This window comes from Pseudomonas sp. SDO5522_S412, assembly GCF_054071215.1.
This window is the reverse complement of record NZ_JBSVWQ010000131.1, coordinates 1-16,304: the sequence shown is the minus strand read 5'-3', so window position 1 is coordinate 16,304 and position 16,304 is coordinate 1. Positions and strand designations below refer to the sequence as shown.

Genomic DNA, 16,304 nt, shown 5'->3' with positions numbered 1-16,304 from the left:
ACAAATATATGGACTGACACACCGCATTCGCGAGCAAGCCCGCTCCCACATCTGAACCGCGTTTCATACAAAAAACCCGGCGCTCATACAAATGAGCGCCGGGTTTTTTATTGCGCTTGAATCACTCAGGCATCCAGCTCGGCCCAGCGTTCAACCAGGGCTTCAAGCTCGCTGTTAAGCTGCTCGAGGGATGCAATCACCTTGGCGGTTTCTGCAGCCGGACGCAGGTAGAAACCCGCGTCAGCCATTTCAGCTTCAACGGCAGCAATCTGCTGTTCCTTGGCGTCGATATCACCCGGCAGTGCTTCCAGCTCACGTTGCAGCTTGTAGCTGAGCTTCTTCTTCGCAGCAGGTGCTTCCTGGGCTGGTGCCGGAGCAGCAGCCACTGGAGCAACCACGGCCGAGGTCAAGTCAGCCTTGCCGGACTTGCTCTCGGTCACGCCCAGCAGGCGCGGCGAGCCGCCCTGGCGCAGCCAGTCCTGATAACCACCGACGTATTCACGCACCTTGCCTTCGCCTTCGAAGACCAGGGTGCTGGTGACCACGTTATCGAGGAATGCCCGGTCGTGACTGACCATCAGCACGGTGCCGTTGAAGGTCAGCAGGACCTCTTCCAGCAGTTCCAGGGTTTCCACGTCGAGGTCGTTGGTCGGTTCGTCGAGTACCAGCAGGTTGGCTGGCTTGCTGAACAACTTGGCCAGCAGCAGGCGCGCACGCTCACCACCGGACAAGGCCTTGACCGGCGTACGTGCACGCTGCGGGCTGAACAGGAAGTCGCCCAGGTAGCTCAGCACGTGGCGGCTCTGGCCGTCGATGTCGATAAAGTCGCGACCTTCGGCGACGTTGTCGATCACGGTTTTTTCCAGGTCCAACTGGTGGCGCAACTGGTCGAAGTAGGCCACGTCGATGCGCGTGCCCTCTTCCACGGTACCGCTGGTGGGTTGCAGGCCGTTGAGCATCAGCTTGAGCAAGGTGGTCTTGCCGGTACCGTTGGCGCCGAGCAGGCCGATACGGTCGCCGCGCTGCAGGACCATGGAGAAGTCCTTGATCAGGAACGGGCCGTCCGGGTGATGGAAGCTGACGTTTTCCAGGACCATCACTTGCTTGCCGGACTTGTCGGCGGTATCCAGCTGGATATTGGCCTTGCCGGTGCGCTCGCGACGCTCGCTGCGCTCAACGCGCAAGGCTTTCAGGGCGCGTACGCGGCCTTCGTTACGGGTGCGGCGGGCCTTGATGCCCTGGCGGATCCAGACTTCTTCCTGGGCCAGCTTCTTATCGAACAGGGCATTGGCGGTTTCTTCCGCAGACAGCGCGGCTTCCTTGTGCACCAGGAAACTGGCGTAGTCGCCGTTCCAGTCGATCAGGCCGCCACGGTCCAGTTCGAGGATGCGGGTTGCCAGGTTCTGCAGGAAGGAACGGTCGTGCGTGATGAACAGCACGGCGCCCTGGAAATCCTTGAGGGCTTCTTCAAGCCAGGCGATTGCGCCGATGTCCAGGTGGTTGGTCGGTTCGTCGAGCAGCAACAGATCCGGTTCGGAAACCAGGGCCTGGGCCAGCAGGACGCGGCGACGCCAGCCGCCGGACAATTCGGCGAGGGTCTTGTCGGCGGGCAGTTGCAGGCGGCTCAGGGTGCTGTCGACCAATTGCTGCAAGCGCCAGCCGTCGCGGGCTTCGAGGTCTTGCTGGACGTGCATCAGCTTGTCCAGGTCGGCTTCGGTGACGCAGTTCTGCGCCAGGTGATGGTATTCGGCGAGCAGTGCGCCCACGCCGTCGAGGCCTTCGGCAACCACGTCGAACACTGTCCGTCCGTCGGCCACCGGCAATTCTTGCGGCAATTCGCCAATCTTGAGGCCCGGGGCGCGCCAGACAGAGCCGTCATCGGGCTTCTGGTCGCCTTTTACCAGCTTCATCATGCTGGACTTGCCGGTGCCGTTGCGGCCGATGATGCACACCCGCTCACCACGGGCGATCTGCCAGGACACCTTGTCCAACAACGGCATAGCGCCGAAAGCAAGGGACACATCGCTGAATTTGAGCAGGGTCATACGCTTCTCCAAAAACTGGGCGCGCATTCTACCTGACTTAGGGCTCGAGGCGGCCGGCATTTTCGCCGCTGACACGTTCTGTTGGACATTTCAGATGAACTTGAACGAAGCGACCGGCAAAGCTTTCACCGGTTGCGGGCAAAAGGCTAAGCTAGGGGCAATCAGTGTCGGCGACGTCGGCACTAGTCCAGATTCCTCTGCACGGACGTCTCATGCGCAGTCGCCTTTTCAGCTTTTTATCTTGTCTGCTTCTTTCTGCCACCGCCGCTCAATCCGCCCAGGCCGTGGACCTCACCACCCAACGTCAATATTACGATGAAGCCAAACGAGCCCTCGCCAAAGGCGACAGCGGCCCGTATTTCCAATACAGCCAGGCCCTGGCCGACTACCCGTTGACGCCGTACCTCGCCTACGACGAGCTCACGGCGCGACTGAAAACCGCCAGCAACGAGGAGATCGAACAATTCCTCGCCAAGAACGGCGACCTGCCCCAGGCCAACTGGATGAAACTGCGCTGGTTGCGCTGGCTGGCCGACCGTGGCGACTGGCAAACCTTTGAAAAGTACTACGACGCCAAACTCAATTTCGTCGAACTGGACTGCCTCCATGGCCAATTCCAGCTGACCCACAACCAAAAAGCCGAAGGTTATAAAACCACCGAGAAGCTGTGGCTGACCGGTAAATCCCAGCCTGCGGCCTGTGATGCCACCTTTGGCCAGTGGGCCGCCGACGGCCAACTGACCGAACAGAAGATATGGGACCGCGCCAAGCTGGCCGCCGAAGCCCGCAACTATCCGCTGGCCAACAGCCTGGTGAAGACCCTGCCGACCCTCGGCGCCCAGGGCCGCCTGATGGTGGACGTGGCGCAGAAGCCCGACATGCTCGGCGACCCATCGCGCTTCCTGCCGGCCAACGAGGCCATGTCCGACGCCGTAGGCCTGGGCCTGCGCCGCCTGGCACGCCAGGACCCGGACAAGGCCATGGCCCTGCTCGACGGTTATGCCAGCAGCATGCACTTCTCTCGTGACGAAAAAGTGTCGATCGCCCGGGAAATCGGCCTGACCCTGGCGCGTCGCTACGACCCGCGCGCCCTTGACGTGATGACCAAATACGATCCGGAACTGCGGGACAACACCGTTTCCGAATGGCGCCTGCGCCTGCTGTTGCGCCTGGCCCGCTGGGAAGACGCCTACCAGTTGACCCGCAAGCTGCCCCAGGATTTGGCCACCACCAACCGCTGGCGCTACTGGCAGGCCCGCAGCCTGGAACTGGCAGAGCCGAAGAACCCGCAAGCCCTGGTGATGTACAAGGGCCTGGCCAAGGAACGAGACTTTTACGGTTTCCTGGCGGCGGATCGCTCCCAGTCCCCGTACCAACTGAACAACAAGCCACTGGTGATGAGCCAGGCGCTGATGAACAAGGTACGCAACACACCGGGCGTGCGCCGCGCCCTGGAGTTCTACGCCCGTGGCCAGATCGTTGATGGCCGCCGCGAGTGGTACCACGTCAGCCGGCATTTCAACCGCGACGAAATGGTCGCCCAGGCCAAGTTGGCCTACGACATGAAGTGGTACTTCCCGGCGATCCGCACCATCAGCCAGGCGCAGTACTGGGACGACCTGGACATCCGCTTCCCGATGGCCCACCGCGACACCCTCGTGCGAGAAGCCAAGGTCCGCGGCGTGCATTCCAGCTGGGTATTTGCGATCACCCGCCAGGAAAGCGCCTTCATGGACGACGCGCGCTCCGGCGTCGGCGCCACCGGCCTGATGCAACTGATGCCCGGCACCGCCAAGGAGACTGCGCGCAAGTTCAGCATCCCGCTGGCTTCGCAACAGCAGGTGCTCGACCCGGACAAGAACATCCAGCTCGGCGCCGCCTACCTGAGCCAGGTCCACGCCCAGTTCAACGGCAACCGCGTGCTCGCCACCGCTGCCTACAACGCCGGCCCGGGCCGTGTACGCCAATGGCTGCGCGGCGCCGATCACCTGAGTTTCGATGTGTGGGTGGAAAGCATCCCGTTCGACGAAACCCGCCAGTATGTGCAGAACGTGCTGTCCTATTCGGTGATCTACGGGCAGAAGCTCAATGCACCGCAGCCGCTGGTGGATTGGCATGAGCGGTATTTTGATGATCAGTAAGTAACGCTGTCCCATAAAAAATGCCCGCATTGAGAGATGCGGGCATTTTTTGTGGGCGGTGAATCAGTGGGTGGTCGACTCACCATCACTGAACTGCAACGCCGCCAGCCGTGCATACAGCGGATTGCCGGCGATCAGCTGCTGATGCGTCCCCACCGCCACCAGCTTGCCCTGGTCCATCACGGCAATCCGGTCGGCATTCTTCACCGTGGCCAGCCGGTGGGCAATGACCAGGGTGGTGCGCCCTTCCATCAACTGCGGCAGCGCCTGCTGGATCAGGTGTTCGCTCTGGGCGTCCAGCGCGCTGGTAGCTTCGTCCAGCAGCAGGATCGGTGCATCCACCAACAAGGCCCGGGCGATGGCCAGGCGTTGGCGCTGGCCGCCGGAGAGGCCCATGCCGCCGTCGCCCAGGTGGGTCTGGTAGCCGTCGGGCATTTGCAAAATGAAGTCGTGGGCGTGGGCGATGCGCGCCGCCTCCTCGACCTGGGCAAAGGTGGCCGTCGGATTGCCGTAGCGGATGTTCTCTTCGACAGTGCCAAAGAACAGCGCCGGGCTCTGGGACACCAGGGCGAAACAGCGGCGCAGGTCCAGCGGATCCAGCTCGGTCAGCGGGTGGCCTTCAAGCAGGATGCGGCCTTGCTGGGGATCGTAGAAACGCAGCAACAGATCGAACATCGTCGATTTACCCGCACCGGACGGACCGACCAGGGCCAGGGTTTCGCCTGCATTGATGCTCAGGCTCAAGCCGTCGATGGCAAAACGATCCGGGCGCGACGGATAGGAGAAACGCAAATCCTGGATTTCCAGGCGGCCGCTGACCCGCTCCGGCAACTTGATCACGTTGGCTTCGGGCGCCTTGATCTCATTGCTCGATTGCAGCAATTCGCCAATCCGCTCTGCCGCACCGGCGGCGCGCTGCAACTCGCCCAAGACTTCACTCAAGGTACCGACGGCACTGCCGACGATCAGGCTGTAGAACACGAACGCCGCCAGCTCACCACCGGAAATGCGCCCGCCGATCACGTCCATGCCGCCGACCCAGAGCATCACGCCCACGGCGCCCAGCACCAGCATGATCACCAGGGTAATCAGCCAGGCGCGCTGCACGATGCGTTTGCGGGCGGTGGTGAACGCCTCTTCCACCGTCAGCGCGAAGCGCTGTTCGTCCTGGACCTGGTGGTTGTAGGCCTGCACGGTCTTGATCTGGCCGAGGGTTTCGGACACATAGCTGCCGACATCGGCGATGCGATCCTGGCTCTGGCGCGACAGGCTGCGCACCCGGCGGCCGAAGATCAGGATCGGCGCCAGCACCAGTGGCAGCGCTATCACGACGATGCTGGTGAGCTTGGGGTTGGTGACAAACAGCAGCACGATCCCGCCGATCACCATCAAGGCGTTGCGCAGGAACAGCGACAGCGAGGAGCCGATCACCGATTGCAGCAAGGTGGTGTCGGTGGTCAGCCGGGACTGGATTTCCGAGCTGCGGTTGTTTTCGTAGAAGCCCGGATGCAGGTAGATCAAGTGGTTGAACACCTGCCGCCGGATGTCCGCCACCACCCGCTCGCCGATCCACGACACCAGGTAAAACCGCGCAAAGGTGCCCACCGCCAGGCCCAGCACCAGGATCATGAACAGACCGATGGATTGGTTGAGCAGGTGCGGCGACTGGGTCATGAACCCCTGGTCCACCAGCAGGCGAATACCCTGGCCCATGGACAAGGTAATGCCGGCGGTGACGATCAGCGCCAACAAGGCGCCCAGGGCCTGCCAGCGGTAGGGAGCGACGAAGCGACTGGCCAGGCGAATCGCGCGGCGTTGACGGGCTGAGAGCATGGAGGGTTTCACCTGAAGGTTGGAGACGGGAACCTGCATAGCTACATGGGGGGAACTTGAGCGAATCACAATGAGTCAGGTTAATTATGCTCACCGAACCTAGGCCCTAGAGGCTATCGGTCTAAGGACCGGCTGGAAATTTGTATCGGTTTCTGCTGGACTGGGCATTCGATCTGCGGGCCGCGCAAGGAGTTGTAACAACGCGGTCACGCGGGGGTTTTAAAGTAGGTACACAACCTGATGAGGAGACGGGCCATGTCCTTGCAAAACAGCAGCAACGCCAAAATTCAAGTGATCCGCCAACCGCAGCAATTGCCTTGCTCGTATATCGACGCTCAGGGCCGCGAAGTGCAAATCACCGAAGAAATGATCCAGAGCGCGTGCGCCGAACTGGAACAGAAATTGGTCAAGCCTGCCAAGCGAGGCTGATTCGCCCACGCTCACTTAAACCCGGCCTTGATGGCCGGGTTTTTTATGCCTTCAGATTGCCTGTGCGCCCAATGCTGCCACGATGCTCGACAAGGCGGCAGACTCGCCGTTGATCCGCACTTTCAAGCCGTCAATCTCACGCCGCTCGGGGTAGTGCTTGCGCAATAGGTCGAAGGCCTTGCGCTGCTCATCCACTGTGCCTACCAGGCTGCGGCGGAAATCCGCGTCATCACGGCGCGGGTCGTACACGCTGCGGCACAGGGTCGCCAGGGCCCAGGCCGGATCGGTATTGGCATTGAGGCTGACTTCGGCCAGCCACGGCTCCGGCAGCAAGTCGCTCAATTGAATCGTCGGGTCCTGACCAAGATGCCGGCAAAACGCCTGATAGATCTGCGCCGTGCCGCGCTGCTTGCCGTCCAGGCTGTAGCCGGCGATATGCGGGGTGGCCAGCACACACAGGTCGGCCAGGTCGACGTCCACCTGCGGCTCGCCTTCCCACACATCCAGCACGGCCTGCAGGTCTTCGCGCTCCAGCAGCACCTCCTTGAGGGCGGCGTTGTCCACCACCGGGCCGCGGCTGGCGTTGATCAGCCAGGCACCGGGCTTGAGCTGGTTGAGGCGCTCGCGGTCGAACAAGTGCCAGGTGGAGCCGTTGCCGGATTTGTTCAGCGGCGTGTGCAGACTGATCACATCGCACTGCTCGACGATCTGCTCCAGGCTGACGTAATCACCGTCCTCGGCGATCTGCCGGGGCGGGTCGCACACCAGCACGTTCCAGCCCAACGCCTTGAGCACCTTGACCAGACGCCCGCCGACTTCACCGGCACCCACCACACCGTAGGTGCGCTGGGCCAGGTCGGCGCCTTCGATCTCGGCCAGGGTCAGCAGGCTGCCCAGTACATAGTCGACCACGCCACGGGCATTGCAGCCGGGGGCGCTGGACCATTGGATGCCGGCGCGCTGGAAGTAATCGAGGTCGAGGTGATCAGTGCCGATGGTGCAGGTGCCGACAAACCGCACCGGCGTGCCTTCGAGCAAGGCCCGGTTGACGTTGGTCACTGAACGCACCAGCAGCACATCGGCCTGCTCGATAGTCGCGCGGTCAATGGACCGGCCCGGAACCCGGCGAATCTCGCCAAATCCTTCGAAGAATGCATCGAGCAGCGGGATATTTTCGTCGGCAACAATCAGCATGGCAGGCTCCTTTCGCGGATCAGCAGTGTACAGCGGTTTTCCTTGTGGCGAGGGAGCTTGCTCCCGCTGGAGTGCGCAGCGCTCCCAAATGCAGCACCGTGTTTTTTCAGGTACGCATCGGTTGCCCGTTCTGGGGCTGCTGCGCAGCCCAGCGGGAGCAAGCTCCCTCACCACAGCAAGCGCCCTCGCCACAAAACGCTGCATTTGCGCGGGGATGTGTTTACAAATCCACAACACAGGTTTTTTCCTGACCAACACGTCAAGGCGTAGAATGCGCCGTCCTGCGCTCCCCCTATCGGACATCTGTACGTGAACACTGCCACAACCACCACCGCCCTTTCTCGCCCCGCCCGCGTCAGCCTTGAAGTGCGCAACCTGCTGGCCCTGGCGCTGCCGATCATGATCGGGCAACTGGCGACCACCGCCATGGGGTTCGTCGATGCCGTGATGGCCGGGCGTGTCAGCTCCCGAGACCTGGCGGCGGTCGCCCTGGGCAACTCCATCTGGATCCCGGTGTACCTGCTGATGACCGGCACCCTGTTGGCCACCACGCCGAAAGTCGCCCAGCGCTTTGGTGCCGGCACCCACGGTGAAATCGGCCCGCTGGTGCGCCAGTCGATGTGGCTGGCACTGGTGGTGGGAATTACCGCGCAGCTATTGCTGATCAGCGCCGAACCAATCCTGCACCTGATGAAGGTCGATCCCGAGTTGATCAAGCCCTGCATGGGCTACCTGCACGGCATCGCTTCGGGCATGCCGGCCATTGCGTTGTATTACGTGCTGCGCTGCTTCAGCGACGGGCTGGGGCGAACGCGGCCGAGCATGGTCATGGGCCTGTGCGGGCTGGCGCTGAATATTCCGTTGAACTATGTGTTCATCTACGGCCACTTCGGCGTGCCGGCCATGGGCGGCATCGGTTGCGGCTGGGCCACGGCGATCGTGATGTGGGTGATGATGCTCGGCCTGGCCGCCTGGACCCGCTGGGCGCCGGTGTATCAGAGCAGCGAGCTGTTCAAGCGCTTTGACTGGCCGCAATGGTCGGTGATCAAGCGTGTGTTGAGCATTGGCTTGCCCATCGGGATCGCGGTGTTCGCCGAGTCGAGCATTTTTGCGGTGATCGCGCTGCTGATCGGCAGCCTCGGCGCCACGGTGGTGGCCGGGCACCAGATCGCGCTGAACTTCAGTTCGCTGGTGTTCATGATCCCCTATTCCCTGAGCATGGCGGTCACCGTGCGCGTGGGCCAGGCCCTGGGCCGAGGAGAACCCCGTGAGGCGCGCTTTGCCGCAGGTGTCGGAATGGGCACCGCGCTGGTGTATGCCTGCCTGTCTTGCAGCCTGATGCTGCTGTTTCGCGAACAGATCGCCACCATCTACACCCAGGATCCGCTGGTGATCCAGGTGGCGGCGATGCTGATTGTGTTTGCGGCGCTGTTTCAGTTCTCGGACGCGATCCAGGTCACGGCCGCCGGCGCACTACGTGGTTACCAGGATACTCGGGTGACCATGGTGCTGACGTTGTTTGCGTATTGGGGCGTGGGCTTGCCGGTGGGCTACGCGCTGGGGCTGACCGAGTGGCTGGGCCAGGCCCGAGGCCCGAGCGGCTTGTGGCAGGGGCTGATCGTGGGCCTGAGCTGTGCCGCGGCGATGTTGGTGATCCGCCTGGTGCGCAGTGCACGCAAGCGGATTCGCCGGGCTTAAGCCGATTTCTTGCGGATCCAGTATAGGTAGGTACCGGCCTGCTCCTGCTGGTCCACCAGTTCATGGTCGAGAAACACGCAGAACTTGGGGATGTCGCGACGGGTCGACGGATCGGTCGCGATCACCTTGAGCAAGCCACCGGGCGCCAGGTCGCGGATGTGCTGGTGCAGCATCATCACTGGCTCCGGGCAGTTGAGGCCGGTGGCGTCGAGGACGGCATCGACGGGTAAATCAGGGGTCAGGCTCATGGTTTACTCCTAAACAGGCCGGCATTTTAACGGTAACGCGGGGCGCCAGGTAGCCAGCGGCGCCCTCGGTTTTTTCGCGAGCAAGCTCGCTCCTACATTGAGCAGCGTTTACCGGGCCTTTGGCTTCTTCACATCCAACCGGCGCAAATGGCAGGTCACTTCTTCACGGTCGTGGTACAGCTGCTTGCAGCCGATCTCCACCCGGATGCCACGTTCCTTGAAGCCTTCCGCGATGCGTTCAAGCAGGCGCTTCACTTCGGCATAACGCTGCTTCATCGGCAACTTCAGGTTGACCACCGCTTCGCGGCAATGTCCCTCGCCGATCCAGGTTTCCAGCAGGGCCGCATTGCGCGCCGGTTTTTCGACGATGTCGCAGACCATCCAGTCCACCGGCTGCTTGGGGGTGTAGATGAAGCCGTCGGCCATCAAGTGCTGCACCAGCCCGGTGTCCATCAGGCTTTCGGCCATCGGGCCGTTGTCGATGGCGGTCACCAGCATGCCGCGGTTGACCAGTTGCCAGGTCCAGCCGCCAGGCGCTGCGCCGAGGTCGACGCCGGTCATGTCGCTGTGCAGGCGCTCGTCCCACTGGTCTCGGGGGATAAAGTGGTGCCAGGCCTCTTCCAGCTTCAAGGTCGAGCGGCTTGGCGCGTCCCGCGGGAATTTGAGGCGCGGGATGCCCATCGGCCACATGGCCGAGTTGTTTGACTCGGCCAGGCCCATGAACACTTCGCGGCCGCTCTTGAAGGTCAACAGCAGGCGCGGCTTGCTGGCGTCTTCCACCAGTTTGCCGGCGGCCATCAGCGCCTTGCGCAAGTGAACTTCGAATTTCTTGCAGAAGTTCGACAGCTCCTTGCCGTCGTTGGTGTCGACCATTTCCAGCCACAGGCTGCCACACGCCGGGAAATCCCGCAGGTGCGCGAGGATCACGCTGATACGGTCGGTTTCCGGCAAGTCGATGAACACCCCGCGCGCCCACTGCCGCGGGAAGATCAGCTCGGCAAAGCGTTGGCCGCGCATCAGGCGCTGGGCGCCGTCTTCTTCGGTGCAGACAAATTCGGCGCAGGCGCTGCCGGTCTTGGCCTTGGCATAGCCCGAAACGTTCAGGCGTGCGGCGTGTTCCGCGATCTCGGAACAGACTTCGCCTTCAAAACCCGGGCGGCAGTGCATAAAAAGGGTGTTCATCAACTCTCCTGGATCACGGGCTTGCTATAGCGCAATGCCTGTCATGAAAACGCGCGCATGATAGCCGAGTTCGGAACCTTGGACTTATTGATAGAGTCCAGTAATTAGCCAGCTACTTAAAACAGGGCTAATTTGTAAGCTCTGTTCGTCCCGTCAGGTCCGTAGCCGTGCGGACCATAAGGAGTCATGTAATGTCATCCCTTGATAGTCTGAGAACCCTTAAAACCTTACAGATCGACGACAAGACCTATCACTACTTCAGCCTGCCCGAAGCCGCCAAGAGCCTGGGTGATCTGGACAAGCTGCCGATGTCCCTCAAGGTGCTGCTGGAAAACCTGCTGCGCTGGGAAGACGAAAAGACCGTCACCGGCGCCGACCTCAAGGCCATTGCCGCCTGGCTCAAGGAGCGCCGCTCCGACCGCGAGATCCAATACCGCCCCGCCCGTGTGCTGATGCAAGACTTTACCGGCGTGCCCGCCGTGGTCGACCTGGCCGCCATGCGCGCCGCCGTGGCCAAGGCCGGCGGTGACCCGCAACGCATCAACCCGCTGTCACCGGTGGACCTGGTGATCGACCACTCGGTGATGGTCGACAAGTTCGCCACCACCGGCGCCTTCCAGGAAAACGTCGACATCGAAATGCAGCGCAACGGCGAACGCTACGCCTTCCTGCGCTGGGGCCAGAGCGCCTTCGACAACTTCAGCGTAGTGCCACCGGGCACCGGCATCTGTCACCAGGTCAACCTGGAATACCTCGGCCGCACCGTGTGGACCAAGGATGAAGAAGGCCGCACCTATGCCTTCCCCGACACCCTGGTCGGCACCGACTCCCACACCACCATGATCAACGGCCTTGGCGTACTGGGCTGGGGCGTGGGCGGGATCGAAGCAGAAGCCGCGATGCTCGGGCAGCCGGTGTCGATGCTGATCCCGGAAGTGATCGGCTTCAAGCTCACCGGCAAGCTGAAAGAAGGCATCACCGCCACCGACCTGGTGCTGACCGTCACCCAGATGCTGCGTAAAAAGGGCGTGGTCGGCAAATTCGTCGAGTTCTATGGCGACGGCCTGGCCGACCTGCCTTTGGCCGACCGCGCGACCATCGCCAACATGGCCCCGGAGTACGGCGCCACCTGTGGCTTCTTCCCGGTGGATGAAGTAACCCTGGACTACCTGCGCCTGTCGGGCCGTCCTGCAGAAACCGTCAAACTGGTGGAGGCCTACACCAAGGCTCAGGGCCTGTGGCGCAATGCAGGTCAGGAGCCGATCTTTACCGACAGCCTGGCGCTGGACATGGCCAGCGTCGAAGCCAGCCTGGCCGGGCCGAAACGTCCGCAGGACCGTGTCTCGCTGCCTAACGTCGGCCAGGCCTTCAGCGATTTCCTCGACCTGCAATTCAAGCCCACCAACAAGGAAGAAGGCCGCCTGGAAAGCGAAGGCGGCGGCGGTGTTGCGGTGGGCAACGCCGACCTGATCGGTGAAGCCGACTACGACTTCGAAGGCCAGACCTATCGCCTGAAAAACGGCGCGGTGGTGATCGCGGCGATTACCTCCTGCACCAACACCTCCAACCCCAGCGTGATGATGGCGGCGGGCCTGGTGGCGAAAAAGGCGGTAGAGAAAGGATTGAAGAGCAAGCCATGGGTGAAAACGTCCCTGGCACCCGGCTCCAAGGTGGTCACCGACTACTACAAAGCGGCGGGGCTGACCCAATACCTCGACAAGCTGGGGTTCGACCTGGTGGGTTATGGCTGCACCACCTGTATCGGCAACTCCGGGCCGCTGCCCGAGCCGATCGAAAAAGCTATCCAGAAAGCCGACCTGGCCGTGGCCTCGGTGCTCTCGGGCAACCGTAACTTCGAAGGCCGGGTGCATCCCCTGGTGAAAACCAACTGGCTGGCCTCCCCGCCCCTCGTGGTGGCCTATGCCCTGGCCGGCACCGTGCGCATGGACATCAGCAGCGAACCACTGGGCACCGGCTCTGACGGAAAACCGGTGTACCTGCGGGACATCTGGCCCAGCAGCAAGGAAATCGCCGACGCCGTTGCACAAGTCAGCACCGGGATGTTCCACAAGGAATACGCCGAGGTGTTTGCCGGTGATGAACAGTGGCAGGCCATTGAAGTGCCGCAGGCTGCGACCTACGTGTGGCAGAAGGACTCCACCTACATCCAGCACCCACCGTTCTTTGACGACATCGGCGGCCCGCTGCCGGTGATCGAAGACGTCAAGGGCGCCAACGTGCTGGCATTGCTGGGGGACTCGGTGACCACCGACCACATCTCCCCTGCCGGCAACATCAAGACCGACAGCCCGGCCGGCAAATACCTGCGCGAGCAAGGCGTCGAACCGCGGGACTTCAACTCCTACGGCTCGCGCCGCGGCAACCATGAAGTGATGATGCGCGGCACCTTCGCCAACATCCGCATCCGCAACGAAATGCTCGGCGGCGAGGAAGGCGGCAACACGATCTACATCCCTACCGGCGAGAAAATGCCGATCTATGACGCCGCCATGAAATACCAGGCCTCGGGCACCCCGCTGGTGGTGATCGCCGGCCAGGAATACGGCACCGGCTCAAGCCGTGACTGGGCGGCCAAGGGCACCAACCTGCTGGGGGTCAAGGCGGTGATCGCCGAGAGTTTCGAGCGGATTCACCGTTCCAACCTGGTGGGCATGGGCGTGCTGCCCCTGCAGTTCAAGCTGGACCAGAACCGCAAGGCACTCAAGCTGACCGGCAAGGAGAAGATCGACATCCTCGGGCTGACCAACGCCGAGATCGAGCCACGCATGAACCTGACGCTGGTGATCACCCGTGAGGATGGCAGCAGCGAGAAGGTCGAAGTGCTGTGCCGCATCGACACCCTCAATGAGGTCGAGTACTTCAAGGCCGGCGGGATCCTGCACTACGTGTTGCGGCAGTTGATTGCCTCGTAACTGACACGCGCTACCCAAAACACCGCCTTCCCTGGCGGTGTTTTCATTTTTACCGTCGGTGACGCTCGGTATACTGCCTCCCTCAGATTTTGACTGTCACAAGGATTCCCCATGCTTGCATTGCCATGGCTGTACCTGGCGCTTCTTTCCATCGGCTATGTACTTGCCTTGAGCTACGGGCAATTGGGGTTAATGGCAGCGCTTTCCGTCGCCATGCTGCTGTTGGCAGGGTTTGCCGTGCGGCAACAGCGAAACCCGTGGGTACGCTATCTGGGCCACGGGCTGTTTATCGTGCTGGCGCTGGGGCTGGCGATGCATTGGCTGCCCGGGTTCTACAACGGTCGCGGGATCGCGCCGCAGCGCTTTACGGACGACGCCGTGCCTTTCTCGATGTACCTGAACCAGGACAAGCCGCTGATTGGCTTCTGGCTGCTGCTGGCCTGCCCGTGGATTGTTGCGCGCCGGTCCCTGCGCCTGTCGATCTATGCCACCGCCCTGGCGTTGACACTGACGGCGATTGCCGCCCTGGGCGGCGCTGCGTTGCTGGGCGTCATCAGTTGGGCCCCGAAGTGGCCGGAGCAGGCCTGGCTGTGGGTGTTGAATAACCTGCTGCTGGTGACCCTGGTGGAGGAAGTGCTGTTCCGCGGTTATATCCAGGGCGGCCTGAGCCGACGGTTCAAGCAATTGCCCTATGGTGAAAACCTCGCATTGCTGTTGGCCGCCCTGCTGTTCGGCCTGGTACACCTGGGCGCAGGCTGGCAGTGGACCCTGCTGGCGACCATCGCAGGCCTGGGCTACGGCCTGGCGTATCGCTTTGGCGGGTTGGGCGCGGCGATCGTTACGCACTTCGGGCTGAACCTGCTGCATTTCGGGTTGTTTACCTATCCGATGCTGGCCGGCTGAGGCTGTGCCGATTGTTGCAAAAAATAAGTTAAATAAAACCCCGCGACGGTCGACAACCTGTCAAAGCCTTGCGGATTGAACAATCATGCGTAATAACCAACCCGTTACCCAGCGCGAACGTACCTTCCCCGCTCAGCAACGGTTGATCTCCACCACGGATGCCAAAGGCGTGATCACCTACTGCAACGACGCCTTCGTCGAGATCAGTGGGTTTTCCCATGACGAACTGCTGCGTGCCCCGCACAACCTGGTTCGTCATCCGGATGTGCCGGCGGCAGTGTTCGCACACATGTGGTCCACGCTCAAACAAGGCTTGCCATGGATGGGCATCGTCAAGAACCGCTGCAAGAGCGGTGATCACTATTGGGTCAACGCCTATGTGACACCGGTCTTCGACGGCAACCAGGTGATCGGCTACGAGTCGGTGCGGGTCAAGCCCACCACCGAGCAGATCCGCCGTGCCGAAGCGCTTTACCAGCGCATCAACCAGGGCAAGCCGGCCATCCCGCGCCGCGACAAGTGGCTGCCGGTGTTGCAGGACTGGCTGCCGTTTATCCTGGTCAGCCAGTTGAGCTTCCTGATTGGTGTGTGGCTCGACTCCCATTGGGGCTTTGCCCTGGCCGCCGCACTGTCAGTGCCGCTGGGCCTGTTGGGCCTGAGCTGGCAACAGCGCGGGCTCAAGCGTTTGCTGCGCCTGGCCGAGCAGACCACGTCCGACCCGCTGATTGCACAGATGTACACTGACAGCCGCGGCGCCCAGGCGCGCCTGGAAATGTCGATCCTCAGCCAGGAGGCGCGCCTGAAGACGTGTCTTACCCGTTTGCAGGACACGGCTGAACACCTCAACTCCCAGGCGGCGCAGTCCAATACCCTGGCACATAACAGCTCCAGCGGTCTTGAACGCCAGCGCGTGGAAACCGAACAGGTGGCCACCGCGGTCAACCAGATGGCCGCGACGACTCAGGAAGTCGCCAGCCATGTGCAACGCACCGCCGATGCCACCCAGGAAGCCAATCGCCTGACCGGGCGTGGCCGTGATATCGCCGGCGAAACCCGCGAAGCGATTCAGCGCCTGTCGGTGGCCGTGGGCGAGACCGGCGTGACCGTGACCCAGCTGGCCAAGGACAGTGACGAAATCGGTGGCGTGGTGGATGTGATCAAAGGCATCGCCGACCAGACCAACCTGCTGGCGCTGAACGCGGCCATCGAAGCGGCCCGTGCCGGGGAGATGGGTCGCGGCTTTGCGGTGGTGGCCGACGAAGTGCGGCAACTGGCCCAGCGCACCAGCGAGTCCACCGGGCAGATTCATGCGCTGATCGCCAAGCTGCAACAGACCGCCAGCGCGGCCGTACAAACCATGGACGCCGGGCATCGCCAGGCGGAAGAAGGTGTGGCACGGGTGATGGAAGCGGATCAGGCGCTGATCGGGATCAGCGAGGCGGTGGCGCACATCACTGATATGACGGCGCAGATTGCGGCGGCGACCGAAGAGCAGAGCTCGGTGGCGGAAGAGATCAGCCGTAACATCAGCACCATTGCGCTGCTGGCGGACCAGACGTCGGAACAGGCGTTGAATTCGGCGCAGTTGAGTGAAGAGCTGACGCATACCGCCAATACTCAGTATTCGCTGGTAGAGCGGTTTAACCGGTAAACCGCTTTCGCGAGCAAGCCCGCTCCCACATTTGGAATGCATTTCAA

The 16,304-nt window shown here is 62.3% G+C and carries 11 protein-coding genes; 6 read left to right on the top strand and 5 right to left on the bottom strand.

What is annotated here, in order from left to right:
• Positions 1–125: 125 nt before the first annotated feature.
• Positions 126–2,045 carry an ATP-binding cassette domain-containing protein gene (locus ACW9I6_RS22215; protein ID WP_003218986.1) on the bottom strand — a complete coding sequence of 640 codons (1,920 nt, stop codon included), beginning with the start codon at positions 2,043–2,045 and terminating at the stop codon, positions 126–128.
• Positions 2,046–2,257: 212 nt separating this feature from the next.
• Here ACW9I6_RS22215 and ACW9I6_RS22210 point away from each other — a divergent pair, with 212 nt between their 5' ends.
• A complete protein-coding gene (locus tag ACW9I6_RS22210) occupies positions 2,258–4,186 on the top strand; it encodes a transglycosylase SLT domain-containing protein (protein WP_457339839.1) in 1,929 nt (642 codons plus the stop codon).
• Positions 4,187–4,249: 63 nt separating this feature from the next.
• On the opposite strand, the gene ACW9I6_RS22205 is transcribed toward ACW9I6_RS22210, so the two are convergent.
• Entirely contained in the window at positions 4,250–6,058 is a 1,809-nt protein-coding gene (locus ACW9I6_RS22205; protein ID WP_173883013.1) for an ABC transporter transmembrane domain-containing protein, read from the bottom strand.
• A gap of 216 nt (positions 6,059–6,274) precedes the next feature.
• Here ACW9I6_RS22205 and ACW9I6_RS22200 point away from each other — a divergent pair, with 216 nt between their 5' ends.
• Positions 6,275–6,448 carry a PA1571 family protein gene (locus ACW9I6_RS22200; RefSeq protein WP_003218992.1) on the top strand — a complete coding sequence of 58 codons (174 nt, stop codon included), beginning with the start codon at positions 6,275–6,277 and terminating at the stop codon, positions 6,446–6,448.
• A gap of 51 nt (positions 6,449–6,499) precedes the next feature.
• Here the strand turns inward: ACW9I6_RS22200 and pdxB are convergent, their stop codons facing one another.
• Complete coding sequence (pdxB, locus tag ACW9I6_RS22195) at positions 6,500–7,642, bottom strand: 4-phosphoerythronate dehydrogenase PdxB (RefSeq protein WP_008437589.1); 1,143 nt, start codon at positions 7,640–7,642, stop codon at positions 6,500–6,502.
• Positions 7,643–7,951: 309 nt separating this feature from the next.
• Here pdxB and ACW9I6_RS22190 point away from each other — a divergent pair, with 309 nt between their 5' ends.
• Positions 7,952–9,340 carry an MATE family efflux transporter gene (locus ACW9I6_RS22190; protein WP_457339838.1) on the top strand — a complete coding sequence of 463 codons (1,389 nt, stop codon included), beginning with the start codon at positions 7,952–7,954 and terminating at the stop codon, positions 9,338–9,340.
• Here ACW9I6_RS22190 and tusA read toward each other — a convergent pair.
• Together tusA and rlmM are read right to left on the bottom strand one after the other, a co-directional pair.
• Positions 9,337–9,588, bottom strand: a complete 252-nt coding sequence (gene tusA / locus ACW9I6_RS22185; RefSeq protein WP_003218998.1) for a sulfurtransferase TusA — start codon at positions 9,586–9,588, stop codon at positions 9,337–9,339. The genes ACW9I6_RS22190 and tusA overlap by 4 nt on opposite strands.
• Before the next feature lie 108 nt (positions 9,589–9,696).
• Positions 9,697–10,770, bottom strand: coding sequence for a 23S rRNA (cytidine(2498)-2'-O)-methyltransferase RlmM (rlmM, locus tag ACW9I6_RS22180; RefSeq protein WP_177008121.1), 1,074 nt, complete (start codon positions 10,768–10,770; stop codon positions 9,697–9,699).
• 191 nt (positions 10,771–10,961) lie between these two features.
• Here rlmM and acnA point away from each other — a divergent pair, with 191 nt between their 5' ends.
• From acnA to ACW9I6_RS22165, 3 genes are all read left to right on the top strand, one after another.
• Positions 10,962–13,703, top strand: a complete 2,742-nt coding sequence (gene acnA / locus ACW9I6_RS22175) for an aconitate hydratase AcnA (RefSeq protein WP_457339837.1) — start codon at positions 10,962–10,964, stop codon at positions 13,701–13,703.
• Between the two features lie 111 nt (positions 13,704–13,814).
• Positions 13,815–14,606: a CPBP family intramembrane glutamic endopeptidase gene (locus ACW9I6_RS22170; RefSeq protein ID WP_457339836.1), complete on the top strand. Its 792-nt coding sequence runs from the start codon at positions 13,815–13,817 to the stop codon at positions 14,604–14,606.
• 85 nt (positions 14,607–14,691) lie between these two features.
• Positions 14,692–16,257 (top strand): methyl-accepting chemotaxis protein, encoded by a 1,566-nt coding sequence (locus ACW9I6_RS22165; protein WP_177008123.1) that lies wholly within the window; start codon positions 14,692–14,694, stop codon positions 16,255–16,257.
• Positions 16,258–16,304 lie beyond the last annotated feature (47 nt).